General features: G+C 67.5%; 22 protein-coding genes. 12 read left to right on the forward strand and 10 right to left on the reverse strand.

Annotated elements, in window-relative coordinates; all coding sequences use genetic code 11:
* Positions 1-53 precede the first annotated feature (53 nt).
* Together ILT42_RS08145 and ILT42_RS08150 are read right to left on the reverse strand one after the other, a co-directional pair.
* A complete protein-coding gene (locus tag ILT42_RS08145; protein ID WP_204214935.1) occupies positions 54-338 on the reverse strand; it encodes a type II toxin-antitoxin system RelE/ParE family toxin in 285 nt (94 codons plus the stop codon).
* Positions 335-796, reverse strand: coding sequence for a hypothetical protein (locus ILT42_RS08150; RefSeq protein ID WP_204214936.1), 462 nt, complete (start codon positions 794-796; stop codon positions 335-337). The genes ILT42_RS08145 and ILT42_RS08150 overlap by 4 nt, the downstream gene beginning before the upstream one ends.
* Before the next feature lie 305 nt (positions 797-1,101).
* On the opposite strand from ILT42_RS08150, the gene tesB reads away from it, so the two are divergent.
* The 3 genes from tesB (at position 1,102) to ILT42_RS08165 (ending at position 3,931) form a co-directional block, all read left to right on the forward strand.
* The gene (gene tesB, locus ILT42_RS08155) at positions 1,102-1,962 is read left to right on the forward strand and encodes an acyl-CoA thioesterase II (RefSeq protein WP_204214937.1); all 861 of its coding nucleotides are present in this window, start codon (positions 1,102-1,104) and stop codon (positions 1,960-1,962) included.
* Between the two features lie 218 nt (positions 1,963-2,180).
* Complete coding sequence (locus ILT42_RS08160) at positions 2,181-2,519, forward strand: P-II family nitrogen regulator (RefSeq protein ID WP_204214938.1); 339 nt, start codon at positions 2,181-2,183, stop codon at positions 2,517-2,519.
* Positions 2,520-2,554: 35 nt separating this feature from the next.
* Positions 2,555-3,931, forward strand: a complete 1,377-nt coding sequence (locus tag ILT42_RS08165) for an ammonium transporter (protein WP_229428363.1) — start codon at positions 2,555-2,557, stop codon at positions 3,929-3,931.
* A gap of 246 nt (positions 3,932-4,177) precedes the next feature.
* On the opposite strand, the gene ILT42_RS08170 is transcribed toward ILT42_RS08165, so the two are convergent.
* The 3 genes from ILT42_RS08170 to ILT42_RS08180 are packed head-to-tail and all read right to left on the reverse strand — an operon-like array spanning position 4,178 to position 6,151.
* A complete protein-coding gene (locus tag ILT42_RS08170; protein WP_204214939.1) occupies positions 4,178-4,774 on the reverse strand; it encodes an SCO family protein in 597 nt (198 codons plus the stop codon).
* 11 nt (positions 4,775-4,785) lie between these two features.
* Complete coding sequence (locus tag ILT42_RS08175) at positions 4,786-5,724, reverse strand: DUF1775 domain-containing protein (RefSeq protein ID WP_204214940.1); 939 nt, start codon at positions 5,722-5,724, stop codon at positions 4,786-4,788.
* 40 nt (positions 5,725-5,764) lie between these two features.
* Positions 5,765-6,151 (reverse strand): hypothetical protein, encoded by a 387-nt coding sequence (locus tag ILT42_RS08180; RefSeq protein ID WP_204214941.1) that lies wholly within the window; start codon positions 6,149-6,151, stop codon positions 5,765-5,767.
* A 143-nt stretch (positions 6,152-6,294) separates the two neighbouring features.
* Between ILT42_RS08180 and ILT42_RS08185 the strand changes: the two genes are divergently transcribed.
* Positions 6,295-8,883 carry a DNA translocase FtsK gene (locus tag ILT42_RS08185; protein ID WP_204214942.1) on the forward strand — a complete coding sequence of 863 codons (2,589 nt, stop codon included), beginning with the start codon at positions 6,295-6,297 and terminating at the stop codon, positions 8,881-8,883.
* 3 nt (positions 8,884-8,886) lie between these two features.
* On the opposite strand, the gene ILT42_RS08190 is transcribed toward ILT42_RS08185, so the two are convergent.
* Positions 8,887-9,495, reverse strand: a complete 609-nt coding sequence (locus ILT42_RS08190) for a septation protein A (RefSeq protein WP_204214943.1) — start codon at positions 9,493-9,495, stop codon at positions 8,887-8,889.
* On the reverse strand, positions 9,492-10,940 hold the full coding sequence (gene ftsY, locus ILT42_RS08195; protein ID WP_204214944.1) for a signal recognition particle-docking protein FtsY: 1,449 nt from the start codon (positions 10,938-10,940) through the stop codon (positions 9,492-9,494). Before ftsY ends, ILT42_RS08190 begins: the two co-directional genes overlap by 4 nt.
* An 83-nt stretch (positions 10,941-11,023) precedes the next feature.
* Between ftsY and ILT42_RS08200 the strand changes: the two genes are divergently transcribed.
* Entirely contained in the window at positions 11,024-11,776 is a 753-nt protein-coding gene (locus tag ILT42_RS08200; RefSeq protein WP_229428535.1) for an RluA family pseudouridine synthase, read from the forward strand.
* 106 nt (positions 11,777-11,882) lie between these two features.
* Here the strand turns inward: ILT42_RS08200 and mtaB are convergent, their stop codons facing one another.
* The gene (gene mtaB / locus ILT42_RS08205) at positions 11,883-13,154 is read right to left on the reverse strand and encodes a tRNA (N(6)-L-threonylcarbamoyladenosine(37)-C(2))-methylthiotransferase MtaB (RefSeq protein ID WP_204214946.1); all 1,272 of its coding nucleotides are present in this window, start codon (positions 13,152-13,154) and stop codon (positions 11,883-11,885) included.
* The gene (gene dapF, locus ILT42_RS08210; protein ID WP_204214947.1) at positions 13,154-14,041 is read right to left on the reverse strand and encodes a diaminopimelate epimerase; all 888 of its coding nucleotides are present in this window, start codon (positions 14,039-14,041) and stop codon (positions 13,154-13,156) included. The genes mtaB and dapF overlap by 1 nt, the downstream gene beginning before the upstream one ends.
* 495 nt (positions 14,042-14,536) lie before the next feature.
* Here dapF and ILT42_RS08215 point away from each other — a divergent pair, with 495 nt between their 5' ends.
* Positions 14,537-15,274, forward strand: coding sequence for a GyrI-like domain-containing protein (locus tag ILT42_RS08215; protein WP_204214948.1), 738 nt, complete (start codon positions 14,537-14,539; stop codon positions 15,272-15,274).
* Between the two features lie 3 nt (positions 15,275-15,277).
* On the opposite strand, the gene ILT42_RS08220 is transcribed toward ILT42_RS08215, so the two are convergent.
* Positions 15,278-16,342, reverse strand: a complete 1,065-nt coding sequence (locus tag ILT42_RS08220; RefSeq protein WP_204214949.1) for an MBL fold metallo-hydrolase — start codon at positions 16,340-16,342, stop codon at positions 15,278-15,280.
* 688 nt (positions 16,343-17,030) lie between these two features.
* On the opposite strand from ILT42_RS08220, the gene ILT42_RS08225 reads away from it, so the two are divergent.
* From ILT42_RS08225 to trmD, 6 genes are read left to right on the forward strand one after another with little or no spacing between them, the layout of a single operon-like run.
* Positions 17,031-17,246, forward strand: a complete 216-nt coding sequence (locus ILT42_RS08225; RefSeq protein WP_204214950.1) for an eL24 family ribosomal protein — start codon at positions 17,031-17,033, stop codon at positions 17,244-17,246.
* Positions 17,247-17,248: 2 nt separating this feature from the next.
* On the forward strand, positions 17,249-18,811 hold the full coding sequence (gene ffh / locus ILT42_RS08230; RefSeq protein WP_204214951.1) for a signal recognition particle protein: 1,563 nt from the start codon (positions 17,249-17,251) through the stop codon (positions 18,809-18,811).
* Positions 18,808-19,077 carry a hypothetical protein gene (locus ILT42_RS08235; RefSeq protein WP_204214952.1) on the forward strand — a complete coding sequence of 90 codons (270 nt, stop codon included), beginning with the start codon at positions 18,808-18,810 and terminating at the stop codon, positions 19,075-19,077. The genes ffh and ILT42_RS08235 overlap by 4 nt, the downstream gene beginning before the upstream one ends.
* Before the next feature lie 9 nt (positions 19,078-19,086).
* A complete protein-coding gene (rpsP, locus tag ILT42_RS08240; RefSeq protein WP_204214953.1) occupies positions 19,087-19,446 on the forward strand; it encodes a 30S ribosomal protein S16 in 360 nt (119 codons plus the stop codon).
* A 5-nt stretch (positions 19,447-19,451) separates the two neighbouring features.
* Positions 19,452-20,198 carry a ribosome maturation factor RimM gene (rimM, locus tag ILT42_RS08245; protein WP_407664511.1) on the forward strand — a complete coding sequence of 249 codons (747 nt, stop codon included), beginning with the start codon at positions 19,452-19,454 and terminating at the stop codon, positions 20,196-20,198.
* A complete protein-coding gene (trmD, locus tag ILT42_RS08250) occupies positions 20,195-20,890 on the forward strand; it encodes a tRNA (guanosine(37)-N1)-methyltransferase TrmD (protein WP_204214955.1) in 696 nt (231 codons plus the stop codon). The genes rimM and trmD overlap by 4 nt, the downstream gene beginning before the upstream one ends.
* Positions 20,891-20,995: the final 105 nt, after the last annotated feature.

A 20,995-nucleotide genomic window follows, 5' to 3' on the forward strand; every position in this document is an offset into this window, starting at 1 on the left:
TTTCAACGAGGGATTTTAAGTCCCTTGCGTCCACCAGTTTCGTCCCAAGCAACTCACACCGGCCATTGCTGTGCACCGTGCAGGAGGCGCAGGATCTCGAGACTTTGGGCCTTGGGCCGCAGGCGGTAGATCACGATGAACGGAGTGGCCGTGACCACCCATTCGCGGGTGTCCGGCTCGCGGCCGGGCCGCCCCATTTCGGGGTGATCGCCCAGCCTGTCGGCCTGGTGCAGAATACGGTCGAATTGCGCGACGGCGGCCTTGGGGTTCTGAGCCGCGATGTAGTCGATCTGCGCGTCGAGATCGTCCAGGGCGAGCGGAAGCCAGACGACCTTCAAGCCTCGTCCTCCGAGGCCTCGATCCGCGCCACCAGGGCCGCCCGTTTCGTCGCCCAGCGGGCTTTGACGTCCTCATGCGCCACCCACACCGTGGCGGGGTCATCGGCCATCACGAGAGCCTTCTGAACCTCGGCCCGGAACCAACGATCATGCTCGGCCGCTGCATGGGCTTGGCGTTGTCGTTCCGCCGTGTCGGGCCGCCGGCGCTCGACCGCCTCCGGCTCATGGCCCACGGCATCGACCTCGAAGCGCGGCAGGTGCAGTTCGTCCCGGATGAAGCTCGCGGCGGTGTCGAGGTGACGCCACAGCCGCATCTGGCGCGATCTCTGAGCCGCGACTGCCTTTTCCAGGGCGCCGTAACGCACCAGGACGGCCCAGCCGCCAGGCTGGCCCAGCACCGTGGCACCGTGAATCGCCTGGGCGTCGACCAAGCTCTTGACCGCCTTGCTGTCGATCATCTCTAGCTTAGCAATTTCTCGTACCATGATCTATGCGCTTTATCAGAAAAAGATCAGACAAATATTGGATGGTTGACATGCGTTGTCTAGGGTGTGCTCTGGTACTGTGGCCACGATGCTTCCTCTTTCTAGGAGGAGCTTTGGGATAAATGGATCAACTATCTTTTCCCGCAGCACGCCTCACCAGCCACTCTCACGCCCCCCGGTCGGCTAGCCTGATCCCAGTCCATGCCTACCGTTAATGGAAGCTTGACGTTCCCGCGCCGCTCCCCGATGGATGGCGGGGAGTGCCCAAGGATGAACCCATGTCCCGCGCCGTTGCCGACCTGCTCAGCCTTCTCGATCTGGAGAAGCTGGAAGAGAACCTCTTCCGGGGCCAGAGCCCGAAATCCGGTTGGCAGCGGGTGTTCGGCGGGCAGGTGATCGGACAGGCCCTGGTGGCGGCCTGCCGAACCGTCGAGGGACGCCATCCCCATTCGCTGCACGGCTATTTCATGCTGCCGGGCGACCCGAAGGTGCCGATCATCTACGAGGTCGACCGGATCCGCGACGGCCGGAGCTTCACCACGCGCCGGGTGGTGGCGATCCAGCACGGCCAGGCGATCTTCGCCATGTCAGCGAGCTTCCAAGTCGAGGAGGACGGCTTTGCCCACGAGGCCGTGATGCCGGGGGTGCCGACCCCGGACGCGCTGCCGTCCGAGGAGGACATCCGGGCCGATCTCGTGCCGCAGATGCCCGAGCCCATGCGCACCTACTACACACGCGAGCGGCCCATCGAGCTCAAGCCCGTGGAGATCGAGCGCTACATGTCCCGGGAGCCGATGCCGCCGCAATTCCACGTGTGGATGCGTGCCACCGGCCCCCTGCCGGACGATCCGGCGATCCACCAATGCGTGCTGGCCTACGCCACCGACATGACCCTGCTAGACACCTCCCTGGTGCCCCACGGCCGAACGGTGTTCGATCCCAATGTCCAGGCCGCGAGCCTCGACCATGCGCTCTGGTTCCACCGTCCCTTCCGGGCGGACGAATGGCTGCTCTATGCCCAGGATACCCCGAGCGCGTCGGGAGCCCGCGGCTTCTCCCGCGGCCTGATCTTCAAGCAGGACGGGACGCTCGTGGCCTCCGTTGCCCAAGAAGGCCTCATCCGCAACCGTGGCGGTTGAGAAAGCGCCGGTTTCCGCCCACAATTTGAGCAAAGCGCCGAACGCCTGTGCAACTGGCACTGCCTCCTGAACGGGCAGACCTGTTGAACGAGGCCGTTTGGCCGGTTTGGCACGGTTCTTGAATAACCCCCTGCGACACACGCGCCGAACCTGGCGCGCGTTCGCTGCAACCGTCCATGGGCTGCCCGCAGCCCAAGAGACCCAAGGGGGCATTTCCCATGAAGATTGTGATGGCGGTCATCAAGCCGTTCAAGCTCGAGGAGGTGCGCGACGCGCTCACCGCCCTCGGCGTGCACGGCCTCACCGTGACCGAAGTGAAGGGGTACGGCCGGCAGAAGGGCCATACGGAGATCTACCGCGGCGCCGAATATGCCGTGAGCTTTCTGCCGAAGCTGAAGATCGAGGTCGCGGTCGCCAGCGAGATGGTGCCGCAGGTCATCGAGGCCATCACGAGTGCTGCCCGCACCGGCCAGATCGGCGACGGCAAGATCTTCGTCACCTCGCTCGAGAAGGCGGTTCGCATCCGTACGGGCGAGACCGACACCGACGCCCTGTGATGTCCTCTCTTTCACCATTCCGGAGTTTTCGTCCGATGAAGTTTCGTCCCGCTCTCGCGCTCGCCCTCGGAGGGGCCGCGCTTGCGTTGCTGGCCTTCGAGCCGGCTCTCGCCCAAGCCCCGGCTCCAGCCGTTCCGGCCGCCCCGCCCGTTCCCACGGCCCCCACCGTCGACAAGGGCGACACCGCCTGGATGATCGTCTCGACGGTGCTCGTCATCCTCATGACGATCCCGGGGCTCGCGCTGTTCTACGGCGGCCTCGTGCGCACCAAGAACATGCTGTCCCTGCTCACCCAGGTCTTCGCGGTGTTCTCCCTCGTGGCGATCCTGTGGGTGTTCTACGGCTACTCGCTGGCCTTCACGGCCGGTCCCGAGGGCATCGGGGCCTTCATCGGCGGCTTCTCCAAGGCCTTCCTGGCCGGTGTGACCACCGACTCCACCGCCGACACCTTCACCAAGGGCGTCGCCATCCCCGAATTGGTCTTCGTGGCCTTCCAGCTCACCTTCGCGGCGATCACGCCCGCCCTCATCGTGGGCGCCTTCGCGGAGCGCATGAAGTTCTCCGCCGTGCTGCTGTTCACGGGCCTGTGGGTCACCTTCGTGTACTTCCCGATCGCCCACATGGTGTGGTTCTCGGAAGGCTACCTGTTCGGTCTCGGGGCGCTGGATTTCGCGGGCGGCACGGTGGTGCACATCAACTCCGGCGTCGCGGGCCTCGTGGGTGCGATCCTGATCGGCAAGCGCATCGGCTACGGCCGCGACCTGCTCGCCCCGCACTCGCTGACCCTCACCTTCGTGGGCGCCTGCCTCCTGTGGGTCGGCTGGTTCGGCTTCAATGCCGGTTCCAACCTGGAAGCCACCGGCGGCGCAGCGCTGGCGCTGCTCAACACCATCGTGGCGCCGGCCGCGGCCGGTCTTGCCTGGATGACGGCGGAAGCGGTCGGCAAGGGCAAGTCCTCGCTGCTCGGCATCGCGTCGGGCGCGGTGGCGGGTCTCGTCGCCATCACGCCTGCGGCAGGCCTTGCGGGTCCGATGGGCTCCATCGTGCTCGGCCTCGTGGCGGGCGTGGTTTGCTACGTCGCCGTGACGGGCGTGAAGAACGCGCTGGGCTATGACGACGCGCTCGACGTGTTCGGCATCCACGGCGTGGGCGGCATCGTCGGCGCCATCGGCACAGGCATCGTGGCGGCTCCCACGCTCGGCGGCTACGGCCCCGGTGGTGCCGAGTACAGCATCGGCGGCCAGCTCGTGACCCAGACCATCGCGGTCGTCGTGACCCTGGTCTGGACCGGCATCGGCTCCGCGATCCTGTTCAAGCTCACGGACCTGATCGTCGGCCTGCGCGTCACGGCGGAAGCCGAGCGCGAGGGCCTCGACCTCGCCGACCACGGCGAGCGCGCCTACAACTACTAGAGCCTTTTTCGGCGAACCGGTTTCCGGTTCGCCGTCAAGAAATGCGAGACCAAAAAGGTCGCCTCAACGCGGCTCGCCTTCCAGAGGCGGAAACGGAAAAGCCCCGACGCGAGCCGGGGCTTTTCTTGTTTGTCAGGGTGTCATCCCGGGCGGCGCAGCCGATCCGGGATCGTTTGACAGAGATGAACGAGAGCCTCGCGCGGTGAGCGATCCCGGGTTCCGCTGGCGCAGCCCCTGGATGACGATTCACCCCTCGCGCACCAGGCGCTTGAGCTTCTCCCGCCGCACGTCTGCGGCTTCCTGGAAGTTCGACGCGCCGAAGAACTGGCCCTTGCCGTCCATCAGGAAGATCGTGGCGGTGTGGTCCATGGTGTAGCCCGACTCGGTCGGCACCTTCTTGTAATAGACCTTGTACGCCTTGGCCGTGGCGGCGATCTCGTCCGGCGTGCCCGTGAGCCCGATGATGCGCGGGTCGAAGGACGACAGGTAGGTTTTCATGAGCTCCGCATTGTCCTGCTCCGGGTCCACGGTGACGAAGACCACGTTGAGCTTGTCGGCGTCCCGGCCCAGGGCCTGCAGGTCCTGGGTCAGGTCGTAGAGGGTGGTGGGGCACACCTCCGGACAATGGGTGAAGCCGAAGAACACCGCGAAGGGCTTGCCCTTCAGGCTGTCGTTCGAGACCGGCTTGCCCTCCTGGCTCGTGAGCCGGAACGGCCCGCCGATGGGCACGGGCGCGAGCGCCTGGCCCTGCGGGCTCGGCCACACGTAGAGCAGCGTGCCCAGGAGCCCCAGGAGCGCCACCAGGAAGACGCTCAGGGGCAGGATCAGGGATCGTTTCGACATCGGGCCCTCCCTCAGTGCTTGTGCTCGGCGGCGGCTCCGGAACCCGCCATGCCGCGTACCGTGTAGGTGACCTCCACCGGGCCGGCCTTCTCGAAGACCAGGGTGCCCTTGAGGGTCTGGTTCTCCTTCAGGGGCTCCTTGAGGTCCATGAACATGAGATGCAGGCCGCCCGGCTTCAGCTCGACGGTCTCGCCGGGCTTGATCGCCAGTCCGCCCTCGACGGCCTTCATGCGCATCACGTCGCCGCTCATGGACATCTCGTGCACCTCCACCCGGCTCGCCAGCGGGAAGGTGCCGCCGACGAGGCGGTCGGGCTGCGTGCCCGTATTGGTGATCCGTAGGTAGCCGCCGCCGACCTTGGCGCCGGCAGGCGTGACCCGCGACCAGGGCTCCTCGATGGTCAGCGGCCCGGCCTTCACGGCAGCCACCTGAGCGCCCGCGAGCTTGAGGCCGGGGGCGGGCATCTTCAGGCCGTGCGGGTCCTGGCCCTCGGCCGGGATCTCGGTCCAGGCCTCCTGACCGTTCGCGCATTCCTGCACCACGGGGAAGAACACCGTCTGGCCGGGCTGGAACGCGTCCGTGATCCGGGCCTGGAACACGAACTCGTCATAATGGGCGTCCGGCAGGGAGCCGGTCCACACGATCTCGGTCACGCCTTCGGCGACGGGCTTGCCGTAGAGCATGGAGGGCTTGGCATAGGGGCCTTGCGCGGTGTCGAGCGCCCAGCCCGCCTTCGGCATCGGCTTGACGGCGATCACGCCTTCGGGGATGCGCACGCGCACTTTCAGGGTCGCTTGCCCGTCGCAGCCATGCGGGATGCGCAGGACCGCCTTGGCGGTGGAATTGACGGCGGCCGGTCCCGGCTCGAAGGTCACATGGGCAAGGGACGGGGTGGCGACGGCAAAGAGCACGGCCGCGCCCAGCGCGCCGGCGAAAGTCTGGGTTTTCATCGAAAAGGTCCTGTGGATTCTGAGTTTGAGCGAGCGGCGATCAAACCCCGCGCGGCGGCGCGCGCGACCCCACAGGCAGGACGAAGGAGAAGAGGGGCGGGGGCCCGCGCTCATAGGACGGCGCAACGAACACCGCCGGCCGCTGCACGAGGGCCAGCACCGCGTCCGCCGGCGCCGGACCGGGCGGGGCGGAGGATCCCTGGCAGCCCAGGATGCAGCACAGGCCCGTATGGGCGGCCTGCCCGGACGGCTCATGGGAGCCCGCCGTTCCATCATAGGCGCAGATAATCCCTTGCGGGTCGATTCCCGGCACCGCGTGGGCGCCGCCCGTCATGGACAACAGGAAGGCCTGGAGCAGAAGCGCGTAGGCGACCACGGCCGAAACGGCCGCGCGCTGCCAGACGGATCGGTGGCCCCTGCGGATCATGAACCGTTCCTTGCGCCGTTCCCCGTCGCCCGTCAACCGCGCGCCTTTACCGCAACCGGGCGGCTTAGGGTTAAAGGACCCTTAACCGGCTCGGCCTAGATTGGGCGACGATTGCCCCTGTCCAGCTTCATTCGAGTCGAGCGATGCGCACGGTCCGCCGGTCCACTTCCACCTATGACGGTCTGCCCGGCGCGCTGCGGGCCTTTCTGGCCCGGCGCGCCGAGGAGCTGACGGGCTTGTGCCTGATCGGCCTGACAGGGCTCGCCGCCACGGCGCTGGCGACCTGGTCGGTGGACGATCCGAGCCTCAACAACGCCACGGACGGCACGGTTCACAACATCCTCGGCTGGCCCGGCGCCATCGTGGCCGACCTGCTCATGCAGCTCCTAGGCCTCGGCGCCATCGCGGCGCTGCTGCCGGTGACGGTCTGGGGCTGGCGGCTCATGCGCTCGGGCGAGATGGGACGGCGGCAGCTGCGGATGGCCCTGTGGATCATCGGGGTGGCGGCCGCCACGGCGGTGGCGAGCACGCTGCCGGCCACCGACCGCTGGCCCCTGCCCACGGGGCTCGGAGGCGTGGTGGGCGATGCGGTCCTGTCCGCCGCCAAGGCCGTGACGGGCTTCACCAGCGGAACGCCCAGCGGCATCCTGGGCTTCATCTTCGCGGCGGTCGCGATCCTGAGCCTCACGGCCGCCTGCGGCTTCGGCTTCTCGGACGACGAGCCCCTGCGCGAGACCGAGGATTTCGACGAGCCGGAGCAGCCCCGGCGCCGCAAGGCCGCCGATTGGGACGAGGCGGACGAGGGCGGCGCGGACGAGCCCGGCTGGGGCATCGTGTCCCTCGGGGCCCTGGCCCACGGATTCATGAGCCTGAAAGGGGCCTTGCGGCGGCGGGCCGAGGCGCGCCGTGCACGGCTCGACGACGAGTTGACGGCACCCGCGCCCCGCTCCGCCGCGGGACCGCGCACGCGCCGCGAGCCGACCTTGGACGGCGCGCCCGCGCCTGCTCGCGCCCGCCCGGCCCCGATCGCGGCGCCGCTCCATGACGAGGACGAGGACGCCAGAGAACACGGTATGTGGGACGACGATCCGCTGCCCACGCTCCACGGCCCGGCGGGAGTCGCGCCCGCCCGCGTGGCGCCCGCGCCGGTGGCCCCGAAGCCCGGCAAGCGCATGGCCCGCGAGGCGCAAGCCTATCCGGACGAGACCCAGTACCAGCTTCCGGCGCTGGGCCTCCTGGCCGAACCCAAGGTCCCCCAGGGGCCGGTGGTCTCCGCCGACGCGCTCGAACAGAACGCCGCCCTGCTGGAGAGCACGCTGGAGGATTTCGGCGTGAAGGGCGACATCATCAATGTGCGGCCCGGCCCCGTGGTGACCCTCTACGAGCTGGAGCCCGCCCCGGGCACCAAGTCGTCCCGCGTGATCTCGCTCGCCGACGACATCGCCCGCTCCATGAGCGCGATCTCGGCGCGCGTGGCCGTGGTGCAGGGCCGCAACGCCATCGGCATCGAGCTGCCGAACCACAAGCGCGAAACGGTCTTTCTGCGCGAGCTTCTGGCGAGCCAGGATTTCGAGACGACGAAGCAGAAGCTGGCGCTGTGTCTCGGCAAGACCATCGGCGGCGAGCCCGTGATCGCGGATCTCGCCCGCATGCCGCACCTGCTGGTGGCCGGCACCACCGGCTCGGGCAAGTCGGTGGCCATCAACACCATGATCCTGTCGATCCTCTACCGGCTCAAGCCCGAAGAGTGCCGCCTGATCATGGTCGATCCCAAGATGCTCGAACTCTCCGTCTATGACGGCATCCCGCATCTGCTGACGCCCGTGGTCACGGACCCGAAGAAAGCCGTGGTGGCGCTGAAATGGGCGGTTCGCGAAATGGAGGATCGCTACAAGAAGATGTCGAAGCTCGGCGTGCGCAACATCGACGGCTTCAACGCCCGCGTCTCCGAGGCCAAGGCGCGGGGTGAGGTCATCACCCGCACGGTTCAGACCGGCTTCGACAAGGAGACAGGCCAAGCCGTGTACGAGGACGAGATCATGGATCTCGATCCCTTGCCCTACATCGTGGTGATCGTCGACGAGATGGCCGACCTGATGATGGTGGCCGGCAAGGAGATCGAGGGCGCGATCCAGCGCCTGGCCCAGATGGCGCGGGCGGCGGGCATCCACGTGATCCTGGCCACCCAGCGGCCGTCGGTCGACGTGATCACGGGCACGATCAAGGCGAACTTCCCGACCCGGATCTCGTTCCAGGTGACCTCGAAGATCGACAGCCGCACGATTCTGGGCGAGATGGGCGCCGAGCAGCTCTTGGGCCAGGGCGACATGCTGTACATGGCGGGGGGCGGGCGCATCACCCGCGTGCACGGGCCGTTCTGCTCCGACGAGGAGGTCGAGAAAGTCGTCGCTCACCTCAAGCGCCAGGGCCGTCCGCAATATCTCGACGCCGTCACGTCGGAGGAGAGCGAGGGCGAGGCCGGGGGCGACACGCCGGTCTTCGATCAAGGGGAATTCGGCTCCGGCGGCGGCGATCTCTACGACCAGGCCATCGCGGTGGTCCTGCGGGACAAGAAGGCCTCGACCTCCTACATCCAGCGTCGTCTCCAGATCGGCTACAACCGGGCGGCCTCGCTCATGGAGCGCATGGAGAAGGAGGGCATCGTCGGGCCCGCCAACCATGCGGGCAAGCGCGAGATCCTGATGGAAACCGCCGGGATGGACGAGGACTGACGCTCACGCCTCCTTCTTGCTCGTGTCGTAGCGCATCAGCAGCGGCGTCTGGGCCAGCGCGAAGACCAGGGTCAGGGGCATGATGCCGAAGACCTTGAAGGTGACCCAGAAATCCGTGGTCTGGGTGCGCCACACGATCTCGTTGAGAGCCGCCAGCACGAAGAAGAACATTGCCCAGCGGAAGGTGAGCTTGCGCCAGCCTTCCTCGGTGAGCTCGAACATGCTGTCGAGGACGATCTGCAGCAGCGGCTTCCGGAAATAGAGCCCGCCCAAAAGGATCAGTCCGAACATCGTGTTCACGATGGTGGGCTTGAGCTTGATGAAGGTCTCGTCCTGGAGGAACAGCGTCAGGCCGCCGAACACCACCACCACGAGGCCGGACACCATCGGCATGATCGGCAGCTTGCGCACGAGCGCGTAGTTCACCGCCAGCGCCACGACGGTCGCGGCGATGAACAGGGCGGTGGCCACGTAGATGCGCTGGTCCTCGCCGTAGCCGAACCGGCCCGCATAGGCGTTGGCGAAGAAGAACAAGCCCAGCGGCCCGAGCTCGAGGGCGAGCTTGAGCAGGGGGTGGAGGGGCTTTCTGGGGAGTGCGGTCTGAGATGTCATGCAGCTTCCTCTAGCCCGGCGATGGCGCGGGCGAAATCCCTGGCGGCGAACGGCTCCAGGTCGTCGACGCCCTCGCCCACGCCGATGAAGTGCACCGGCAGGCCGAACTTTTCCGCCAAAGCCACCAGGATGCCGCCCCGGGCGGTGCCGTCGAGCTTGGTCATCACGAGGCCGGTGACGCCGGCGGCCTTCCGGAACAGCTCGACCTGGCTGACCGCATTCTGGCCCACCGTGGCATCGAGCACCAGAAGCGTGGCGTGCGGCGCGGCCGCGTCGGATTTGTTGAGCACCCGCACGATCTTTTCCAGCTCCGCCATGAGCCCGGCCTTGTTCTGCAGGCGTCCGGCGGTGTCGATGAGGAGCACGTCGGTGCCGTTGGCCCGCGCCTCTTTGAGGGCGTCGAAGGCCAAGCCCGCCGCGTCCGCGCCCTGTTCGCGGGAGAGCACCGGCGCGCCCACGCGCTCGCCCCACACCTTGAGCTGCTCGATGGCGGCGGCCCGGAACGTGTCGCCCGCCGCCAGCATGACCTTCAACCCTTGTGCCCGGAATTTCTGGCTGAGCTTGCCGATGGTGGTGGTCTTGCCGGCACCGTTCACGCCCACCATAAGGATCACGAAAGGCTTCTTCGACCGGTCGACGGCCAGGGGCTTGGCCACGGGCGCGAGGGTCTTTTCCACCTCGCCCGCCAGGATCGCCTTCACCTCGGAGGGCTCGATCTCCTTGTTGTAGCGCCCGGCCGAGATCGCCTCCGTGATGCGGATCGCCGTGGGCACGCCGAGATCCGCCTGCACGAGGGCGTCCTCCAGCTCCTCCAGGGTAGCGGAGTCGAGCTTGCGCTTCGTGAACAGGCCCGTGACGCTCTCCGACAGGGACGAGGAGGTGCGGCGCATGCCTTGCGTGAGGCGCTGCCACCAGCCCTGCTTCTCGGCGACAGGCGCGGGAGCCGCCTCGGCCAGGGGTCCGAAGGCCGTGATGAGGCCCGACGGTCCCGGTGCCTCGGGAGTCAGGGACGCTGGCGGCGTCGGGGGCACGTCCGGCGCCGGGCCGACTGCGGGAGGCTCAGGGTCCGGGGGCTGCGGCGCCGGTTCAGAAGGAGCCGCCGTCTCGGGCGCAGGAGCGGTCTGCGGCTCCGGCCGGTTCTCGCGGGCGACCTCCTCGGATGTGGGGCTGATCCCCTCCACCGGCTGCAGGTCGGCGCCGCTCAGCTCCGGGGCCAGCGGCGGTTCACCCGCCCGGTCCGGTGAGTCGCTCGTGAGCGTGGGGGGGGCGTCCGGCAGGCTCCGGGCCGCGTTGGCGAAGTCGAGACCCTCTTCAGAGGGGGCCGGAGGGGAGGGAGGTTCGGCCGCAGGGGTCTCCGGCGGCTTGGCGTCGTCCTTGGGCGTTTCCGCCTGCCATCCGAAGAGACGGGAGAAGAAACCGGGCTTGTCGGGTTTCGTGTCGGCCATGATGTCCTGCGCGCTGCTTTCGCTGGGCCGCCCAAGGGATGCGCGGCTTGCTTTCCGTCCTTCGCCTCGATACCCGAGGCCACATGAATGCGGAAGAGATAGTGTCCCGGATCCTCTATCGCGATGCCCTGATGCTCGTGATCGACAAGCCGGCCGGATTGCCGATCCATCCGGGCCCGGGGGGCGGCGAGACCCTGTTCCACCACCTGGACGCCCTGCGCTTCGGCCTGCCCCGCCGTCCCGAGGCCGCGCACCGCCTCGACAAGGACACGTCCGGCTGCCTCGTGCTCGGCCGCCACCCGAAGGCGATCGCGCGCCTCAACGCGCTGTTCCGCAACGCTGAGGTCGACAAGGTCTACTGGGCCGTGGTCGAGGGCGGGCCGGACGCGGAGGAGGGCGAGATCGATTTCGCCCTCGCGCCGAAATCCCCCGATCGCGGGTGGTGGATGAAAGTGGACCCGACAGGTCAGCCGTCCCTGACGCGCTGGCGGGTCTTGGGGCGAGGCGGGGACCTTCCCCTCCCCCCTTGTGGGAGAGGGCCGGTCAGCGCTCTCACCCTCCTCGAACTGCGCCCTGTCACGGGCCGCACCCATCAGCTGCGCGTCCATTGCGCGGCGTCGGGCTGGCCGATCCTGGGCGATCCGATCTACGGCACCGCCCCGCGCCATGGCGGCCCCGGCCTGCACCTCCACGCCCGCGCCGTCACGGTGCCGCTCTACCCGAAGAAGCCGCCGATTTTGGTGGAGGCTCCGGTACCGGGGCATATGCGGGAGCAGGTTCACGTTTGCGGCGTCAACCCGGATAGCTTGACGCTTGAAGTGGAGCCGAAGACCTGACAAACTTTCAATCGCTTGCTCGCGGCCTTGGCCGTTGAGCCTCAAGACCGGTCGCAAGTCCGGCCGCCTCCGTGATGGCGATCACAAGCCGCGCGGGGTCGTTCTTTTATGCCGCCAGCAATTCCCGCCCGTCATGTCCCGCGATCACGACCGCGCGCAGGTCGCCACGCTCGACAGCGGACGAGAACCGCACGGGCGTGAATCCTTCCGTGCGGCCGAGCCGGTTCAGTTCGATCAGCACGTTGCGGCGCTGGCCTACTTCGGCGTCGAGATGACGGCGAAGCGCCGCCTCGCCGCGCGCGCGCAGCCGCCGGGCGCGGTCCTTCACGACGTCCCGCGCGACCTGCGGCATGCGGGCGGCGGGCGTTCCCGGACGGGGCGAGAACGGGAAGACGTGGAGATGCGTCAGGCCGCACGCGTCCACGATGTCGAGGGAACGTGAAAACATCGCCTCGTCCTCGGTGGGAAAGCCCGCGATGATGTCGGCGCCGAAAATCACATCGGGTCGCAAGCGGCGCACCTGTTCGCAGAACGCGATTGCGTCGCCGCGGGAATGCCGCCGCTTCATGCGCTTGAGAATCATGTCGTCGCCCGCCTGCAGCGAGAGATGGAGATGCGGCATCAATCGCGCCTCGTTCGCGAACGCGTCGAGCAGATCATGATCGGCCTCCACCGAGTCGATGGAGGAGATGCGAAGGCGCTCCAATTCCGGCACATGACGCAGGATGCTCTTCACCAGCGCGCCGAGTTTCGGTGCTCCCGGCAGGTCGGCGCCGTAGCTCGTGATGTCGACGCCGGTGAGCACCACCTCGCGGGAGCCGTGCTCGACGAGCGTGCGCACCTGATCGACGACCGCCCCCATGGGCACCGAGCGGGAATTTCCGCGCCCGAACGGGATGATGCAGAACGTGCAGCGGTGGTCGCAGCCGTTCTGCACCTGCACGAAGGCGCGCGTATGCCCGCGCAACCCGTCGATGAGATGCAGCGCCGTCTCCTTCACGGCCATGATGTCGTTGACGCGGATCTTCTCGTGCGTGCCGATGAAATCGCGCGGGGCGCTCAACGCGCGCTCCACACCCGCCCAACTCTGCGCCTTCATCTTCTCGTGGTTGCCGAGAACCTGCGACACCTCCGGCATCGCCGCGAAGGTTTCGGGCTCGACTTGCGCGGCGCAGCCCGTCACCACGATGCGGGCTTCCGGCTTCTCGCGGGCGATGCGGCGGATGGATTGGCGCGCCTGGCGCGTGGCTTCCGCCGTCACGGCGCAGGTGTTGACGATGACGAGGTCGTCGAGCCCTGCGTCTTCCGCGTGGCGCTGCATGGATTCCGACTCGTAGATGTTGAGCCGGCAGCCGAAGGTGACGACCTCGACCCCCATCAGGCCGCGCCGACGAACAGGGCAGGGGACAAAACGCCCTCGTGCTCGAGCTCGGTCGGGCCCGTCATCAGCACGTGGCCGTCGCTCTCGCGCCATTCGATCATGAGATCGCCGCCGGGCAGCGAGACCCGGACGTTGCGGCCGGTCAGGCCCTTGCGGGCGCCGGCCACCGCGCTCGCGCAGGCGGCGGTTCCGCAAGCCCGGGTCAGGCCCGCGCCGCGCTCCCAGACGCGCAACAGGATGTGGTCGGGGCTCACCACTTGGGCCAGCGAGATGTTGGCGCGTTCCGGAAAGACCGGATCGCGTTCCAGCACTGGACCGATCGCCCGCAGATCGTAGGCGGCGGCGTCTTTCACCCAGAAAACCGCGTGCGGGTTGCCCATGCTCACGGCGGAGGGGTTCGTCAGCTCCGGCGCCTCGGGCAGGCGCGTGCGTACCGCGATGGCGCGGGTGTCGGGGAAAGGATCCGCTAAGGGAATCTCGTTCCAGGCGAAACGCGGCGCCCCCATATCGACGGTGAACACCCTGTCGGATATGCGCTGCGTCGGCAGAAGCCCGGCCTTGGTCTCCAGCATCAGGAGGTCGCCCGAGGGACGGCTCATCATGGGATCGGCCGTCATGGCCCAGGCCACGCAGCGGGTCCCGTTGCCACAGGCGCCCGATTCCGAGCCGTCCGTGTTGTAGATGCGTAGGTAGGCGTCGGTGCCAGGGCTTTGCGGATCGTGCAGCACCATGAGCTGGTCGAAGCGCGAGCGCGGATCGGCCGCGATGGCGCGCGCCTCGTCGGCGCCGACAAGCAAAGGGGTGCCGCGCAGGTCCAGCACGGTGATCTCGTTGCCGAGACCGTTCATCTTGAGGAAGCGGCGGTTGGCCAGGGATGTCGTCATGGGGTCTATATGGCCCAGAATGCGTCGGATCGCGAGACCCCGCAGCCGCTTCGCCCCGGTGCTGGAGAGCGACCGATCCGATTGTAATACTCTTGCCGGGGCATCGTCCCGCCCTAATTCCCTGCGCTCCGAGCCAAAAGAAAAAAGGCCGCTGTTGCCAGCGGCCCGAAGTTTAGGGAGGAAACGCCCAAGAAGGGCTGCGATAGGGCGACGCCATCGCCATATCGCACTGCAAAATATATGGATTGCCCGTTCTGGCGGCAAGATTAAAAGGGCAGCACCACTGCCCAATTTTTCAGCAATTTTGTTACAAGTCCCCTGCTGCGAGGCCAAACGCGTCGTGCAACCCCGACCGCGAAGGCGGTTTCAGCAGCTATCCGCGCGATGTGAGACGTCACGCCGCACCCTCGCAGGCGCGAAGGAACCTCTTTATGGTGCCCCGATAGAGGCCGCCCGCCCGATTCGGGACGTTCCGGCCATACAAGGCAACCCTCCATGCGGCTCCGCTTCTGCACCTGTCTCGCTCTGGCTCTTCTGTCCGCCCCCGGCTGGGCGCAGACGCCCCCCGCCTCGCCTCCGCCGGAGGCGCCACCGGCGGCCAATCCCGCCGCTCCGGCGCCGGGTCAGACGGCTCCCGCGGCGCCTTCGAGCCAGATGCCTTCAAGCGCGTCGCCGGCCAATCCCGGCGCGGCCGTCCCCGTACCCGGTCCGGCGCCCGCGGCCCCTCAGACCCGCACGACTCTTGCGCCTGGGCCCAACGATCCCACCAATGTGGAAGAGGTTGTGCTGGCGTCCCAGCCCGCGGCGGTCATGACCGGGACCAGCACCTGGGAGGATGCTTTCACGAACCTCAAAGCCGTTTTCCGCAAGATCGAGGACGCGCTCGCCAAGGCCGGGATCCCGCCCAAGGGCCGTCCCGTGACGGTGTTCGTGCATACGGACGACGCGGGCTTTCGCTACGAGGCCATGGTGCCGGTCGCAAGCGTGCCGGAGGGCAGGACGGAGCTGACGCCGGAGATCAAGTTCGGCAAGACTCCCGAGGGCAAGTCCCTGCGTTTCGTGCACAAGGATGCCTACGATGAGATCGACGGCACCTACGAGACCATCACGGCCTATCTCGACGCCAAGGACATCGTGGCCAAGGACGCCTTCATCGAGGAATACGTGAGCGACTTCACGGACGGCCAGGACACGAATTTCGAGGTCAATATCTACGTGCAGCCGAAGGAATAACCTTCAAGCCGACACGCTCCAAGCCTCGCCCGGGCGCAGCGCCCGGAAGCGGTCCGGCACGATTCCGGCCGCTTGCAGAGCGGTTGCCAGTTCCTGCGGCGGCTCGTCCACGCCCTCGTTGGTGAGCCGGAACGTGCCCCAATGATGGCCCAGCGCCTGATCGGGTTCGAGGATCGCGAAAGCTTTCACGGCATCGTCCGGGTTCATGTGCTGCGGCGCCATGAACCAGCGCGGCTCATAGGCCCCGATGGGAAGGTTCGCCAGGCGCGGCTTGCCGAAGCGCTCGCGCACGGCATGGAAGATCTTTCCGTCGCCGAACCCCGTATCGCCGATATGGTAGATCGTGCCCCGCGGCGTCGTGAGCACGAAGGCGCACCACAGCGCCATGCGCCGGTCGTTCATGCCCCGCGCCGACCAGTGATAGGCGGGCTCCAGATGGGCCGTAACGCCGCCGCCCAGATCCACCGATCCGCCCCAATCGCGGGTTTCGACCGGGATGCCGGGATGTTCGGCCCGAATGATCGCGTCGTTGCCGAGGGGCGCGACGAGTTTGGGCTTGTGACGCGCCCAGAGACGGCCGATCGCGTCGAGGTCGAGATGGTCGTAATGGTTGTGGGTGATCAGCACCGCATGGATCGGCGGCAGATCGTCGAACGCGATGCCCGGCGGGTTCACGCGCTTGGGACCCGCGAAGCTGACGGGACTGGCTCGCTCAGCGAAGACCGGATCGGTGAGGATGTTGAGGCCCGCCACCTGGATCAGGAACGACGCGTGGCCGATCAGACTGACCCGCAGGTCCAGCACGGAGGCGGGCGGCGTGTCGCGAAAGGGGCTCGGAAAGCGCTCCGGCCAATCCTTGCGCCCGCCGCCGAGCTGCCAGCGCGCCAGCTCCACCAGACCTTTGTCCTGGGGCTGGCCCGGCAGAAAGAACCGCACGCCGTCGAAATGATCGGAGACCGGGCCCTGGTAGTAGCGGTTCGTGGACCGCGCGGCGGCCATCCAGCCGAAGAGGCCCGTAGCGGCGGCGGCCGGCACGGCGGCGAATTTCAGCAGAGTACGGCGGTTCATGAACGATGCGGGCCTTCGAGCGTCGCCTTAAACGGTGGGGTGCGAAGCCGCATCCTGCAAGACAGGCGATAAGATCCTGGCCTTCTTAACGAAATCTCAAACCTGCTGAAACATTATAGCCACAAAGGACTCGAGGGCGAAAGCAGCAGCGCCGGGCCAGCGGCGCGATCCGGGCGGATAGGCTCCCCGGACTGTGGCGACAGCCTCGCCTTCGAACCGGAGGCATCGTTCATGTGGTTTTGGCCCATAACGATTGCTCTAGACGTGAAAAGGACCCGGACAGGCTGGCAGGTCTCGCTCCGGGTCCATTTCTTAGCCTAGAAAAGAGAGGCGGGCGAAAGCTCGCCTCTCACTCCGGCAATATAACCTTGTTCACCCTGTGCGCCAAGACCGATTCTTGACTCATCCGCCTCAATCCTCTATCGCCTGACCGCAAATCTGTAGAGCGAGCCACTGAGCCGCCGACCAGCCCTTGAGGCTGGAGGTCAACGTCCGACAGCGCGATGCGCCCTCGGGCGCGCTTTTGTTTGGTTCCGTTCTCGATGGTCTCTGCCCTCATCCTGAGGAGCCGCGTAAGCAGCGTCTCGAAAGAGGATCCGGAGAGCACTGCAGACGCCTCGTGCTGCGAGACGAACGGCAAAGCCGTTCTCCTCGACATGAGGCTGCGTCGAGGGATCAGAAAGGCACCATGTCGGACGACGGGTTGAACATCGAGGATGCGGTCAACGAGACCTGCCCGTGGTCGGGGAAACCGATCGCGGCGGATTCGCTCACCCGCTATCGCGACGTCGTCGTGGGGTTCTGCAATCCGGGCTGTCGCGACAAGTTCGCTGCGGCTCTCGACCACTTTGAAAAGGCCATCGCGGATCGCGATGTTCCCCTCCTGGCTAAAGGGATTGAGTGAGCATGTTCGAGGGCCTTTCCGATAAACTGTCCAACATCCTCAACGGGCTGACGCGCCGGGGCGCGCTCACCGAGGAGGACGTGAACGCGGCGCTCCGCGAGGTTCGCCGGGCGCTGCTCGAGGCCGACGTGGCCCTCGAGGTCGTGCGCTCCTTCACCGACAAGGTGCGGGCCCGCGCGGTGGGCGCCGAGGTGGTCAAGTCCGTCTCGCCGGGCCAGCAGGTGGTGAAGATCGTCCACGACCAGCTCGTGGAGATGCTGGGCGCCGAGGCCGAGATCATCGACCTCAACGCCGCCCCGCCCGTCGGCATCCTCATGGTCGGCCTCCAGGGCTCGGGCAAGACGACCACCACGGCCAAGATCGCCCGCCGGTTGACCCAGCGCGACAAGCGCCGGGTGCTGATGGCCTCCCTCGACACCCGCCGACCGGCCGCCATGGAGCAGCTCGCCGTGCTGGGCGGGCAGGTGGGTGTCGACACCTTGCCCATCGTGGCGGGCCAGAGCGCCGTGCAGATCGCCCGGCGCGCCATGGAGGCCGCGCGTCTCGGCGGCTACGACGTGGTGATGCTCGACACGGCGGGCCGCGTGACGGTGGACGAGGCCCTCATGGCCGAAGCCGCCGAGGTCAAGGCCGCCACCGGCCCGCACGAGGTCCTGCTCGTCGCCGACGCGCTTACCGGCCAGGACGCCGTGAACACGGCCCGCGCCTTCGACGGGCGGCTCGGCGTCACCGGCATCGTGCTGACCCGCATGGACGGCGATGCCCGCGGCGGCGCGGCGCTCTCCATGCGTGCCGTCACCGGCAAGCCGATCAAGCTCGTGGGAACGGGCGAAAAGGTCGATGCGCTGGAGGAATTCCATCCCTCGCGCGTCGCCAACCGCATCCTCGGCATGGGCGATATCGTGTCGCTGGTCGAGAAGGCGGCGGAGAATTTCGACCAGGCGCAGGCCCAGCGCATGGCCGAGAAGATGCGCAAGGGCAAGTTCGACCTGGAAGACCTGCGCGACCAGCTCGCCCAGATGGAAAAGATCGGCGGGCTCGGTGGCCTGATGGGCATGCTGCCCGGCGTCGCCAAGATGAAGGCGCAGCTCGAGAACGCCAATCTCGACGACAAGATCATCAAGCGCCAGCGCGCCATCATCGACTCGATGACCGTGAAGGAGCGGCGCAATCCCGACCTCTTGAAGGCTTCCCGCAAGAAGCGCATCGCGGCGGGCTCCGGCACGAAGGTCGAGGAGGTCAACAAGCTTCTCAAGATGCACCGCCAGATGGCCGACGTCATGAAGATGATGGGCGGCGGCAAGGGCAAGGGCATGGCCGGTCAGCTCGGCAAGATGTTCGGGCTCGGAGGCGGCATGGGTGGCGGAATGGGCGGCATGCCCGAGCCGACGCCGGAGCAGATCGAGGCCCTGCAGAAGCAGATGGGCGGCAAGCTGCCCGATTTTCCCGGCACCGGCGGCCTGCCGCCGATGCCGAAGGGCCTGCCGGGCCTCCCCGGCTTGGGCGGCCCGAAGATTCCGGGACTGCCCGGAATGGGCTTCCCGTTCGGAGGCAAGAAGAAGTGAGCGAGACCCTCAGCGCATCCGAGCTGCTGCAGAGCGCTTACGCCCTGGCCAGGAGATTGGAGGAGGCGGATATCTGGAACGAGATCCGCTTCTTCCGAGAGGATGGCGTCACCATCCTCGCACGCGTTCCCGGTGCATACTGGGAGATCGATCTGCTCGAGGACGGCACCACCGTTGTGGAGGTGCTCCGGTCCGCGGGCGAATTGGAGGATGAGACCTCCATCGAACGCCTGATCAGCGAACTCAGCGACAAGACGACACACTAGGAGAATACCATGTCCCTCAAGATCCGACTGACCCGTGGCGGCGCCAAGAAGCGTCCTTACTACCGCATCGTCGTGGCCGATTCGCGCTCCCCGCGCGACGGCCGCTTCATCGAGAAGATCGGCACCTACGACCCGATGAAGCCGAAGGGCGACGAGAGCCGCGTCACCCTCGACGTCGAGAAGGCCAAGGACTGGCTCGCCAAGGGCGCCCAGCCGACCGACCGCGTCCTGCGCTTTCTCGACAATGCCGGCCTCCTGAAGCGCTCCCCGCGCAACAACCCGCAGAAGGCGGTTCCGGGCAAGAAGTCCCAGGAGCGCGCCGACGCCAAGGCGGCCGCGGCCGGTTCGGCCGGCGGCGAGGCTGCGTAAGGCTGATGGGGAAAGGCGCGCGCTCTTCATCCTCCCCTCGAGGGGGAGGATCGACCGAAGGTCGAGGTGGGGTGGAAACACCACGTTCTGAGAGCGCGCGCCACCACCCCACCCCGGACCTCCGGTCCGACCCTCCCCCTCGAGGGGAGGGTGGGCCGTCCGCCTCCGCTGACCTCGTCCTCCTGGGCGAGTTCGGCCGCGCGCACGGCCTTCGCGGCGAGGTGCGGCTGAAAACCTACACGGGCGATCCGCTGGCAATTGCGTCCTACGGTCCCCTGCTGTCTTCCAAGAATCCTACATCCAAGAACCGCGCCTTCACCCTCAAGGATGTGCGCCCCGCGCCCGGGCCCGCCCCCGACATGCTGATCGCCCGGGTGGAGGGCGTGTCGACCCGCGAGGCCGCCGAGGCCCTGAACCGGGTCGAGCTCTATGTCGAACGCGACAGGCTTCCGCCCCCTGACGAGGAAGACGAGTTTCTGTTGGCCGACCTGATCGGCCTCACCGCCCGCGACGCCGAGGGGAAACCTGTAGGCACGGTCGTGGACGTGCCCAATTACGGGGGCGGCGATCTCTTGGAGATCGCGCAAGGCCCCGGTGGCCGCACCGCGCTGCTGCCGTTCACCAAGGATTTCGTGCCCGCCGTGGACATCGCGGGCCGCAGCGTCACCGTCGCGCTGCCGGATGACTTCTTCGCGGCGCCCGAGGCGAAACCCGCCGACGCGCCGGGAGACGGCCCGGGAGACGGCGCGTGACCTTCGCGGCCACGGTTCTGACCCTTTACCCCGAGATGTTTCCCGGCCCGCTGGGCGCCTCCCTGTCCGGCGACGCCCTCTCGCGGGGCCTGTGGAGTCTCGAGGCGCGGCAGATCCGCGACCACGGCATCGGCCGCCACCGCAATGTGGACGATACTCCCGCCGGGGGCGGGGTCGGCATGGTGCTGCGCTGCGACGTGCTCGCGGCCGCCATCGACGCCGCTGTCCCGCCGGACGATCCGCGCCCCAAGCTGCTCATGAGCCCGCGCGGCAGACCCTTGCGCCAGGCGCGCGTGCGCGAACTGGCAGGGGGCCCCGGCGCCATCATCGTGTGCGGCCGCTTCGAGGGCGTGGACGAGCGCGTCATCGAAGGGCGCGGCCTGGAAGAGGTTTCCATCGGCGATTACGTGCTCTCCGGCGGCGAGATCGCGGCCCTTGTGCTGCTCGATGCCTGCGTGCGCCTCATCCCCGGCGTCATGGGCAAGGAATCCTCCGGCCTTGATGAAAGCTTCGAGGGCAACCGGCTGGAATATCCGCAATACACCCGCCCCCGCGAATGGGAGGGGCGACCGATCCCCGACGTGCTCATGAGCGGCAACCACGCCGCCATCGAAAAATGGCGTCGCGCGGAAGCGGAGCGGATCACGCGGGAGCGGCGACCGGATCTGTTGTCGCCTTCATCCTCCCCTTGAGGGGGAGGATCGGCCACAGGCCGAGGTGGGGTGAGATACGCGACATTTCCGAACGTGGTGTTTCCCACCCCATCCCGCCGCTACGCGACGACCTTCCCCCTCAAG

Origin of the sequence: Microvirga pudoricolor (assembly GCF_016892705.1) — a bacterium.
Lineage (GTDB): Bacteria > Pseudomonadota > Alphaproteobacteria > Rhizobiales > Beijerinckiaceae > Microvirga > Microvirga pudoricolor.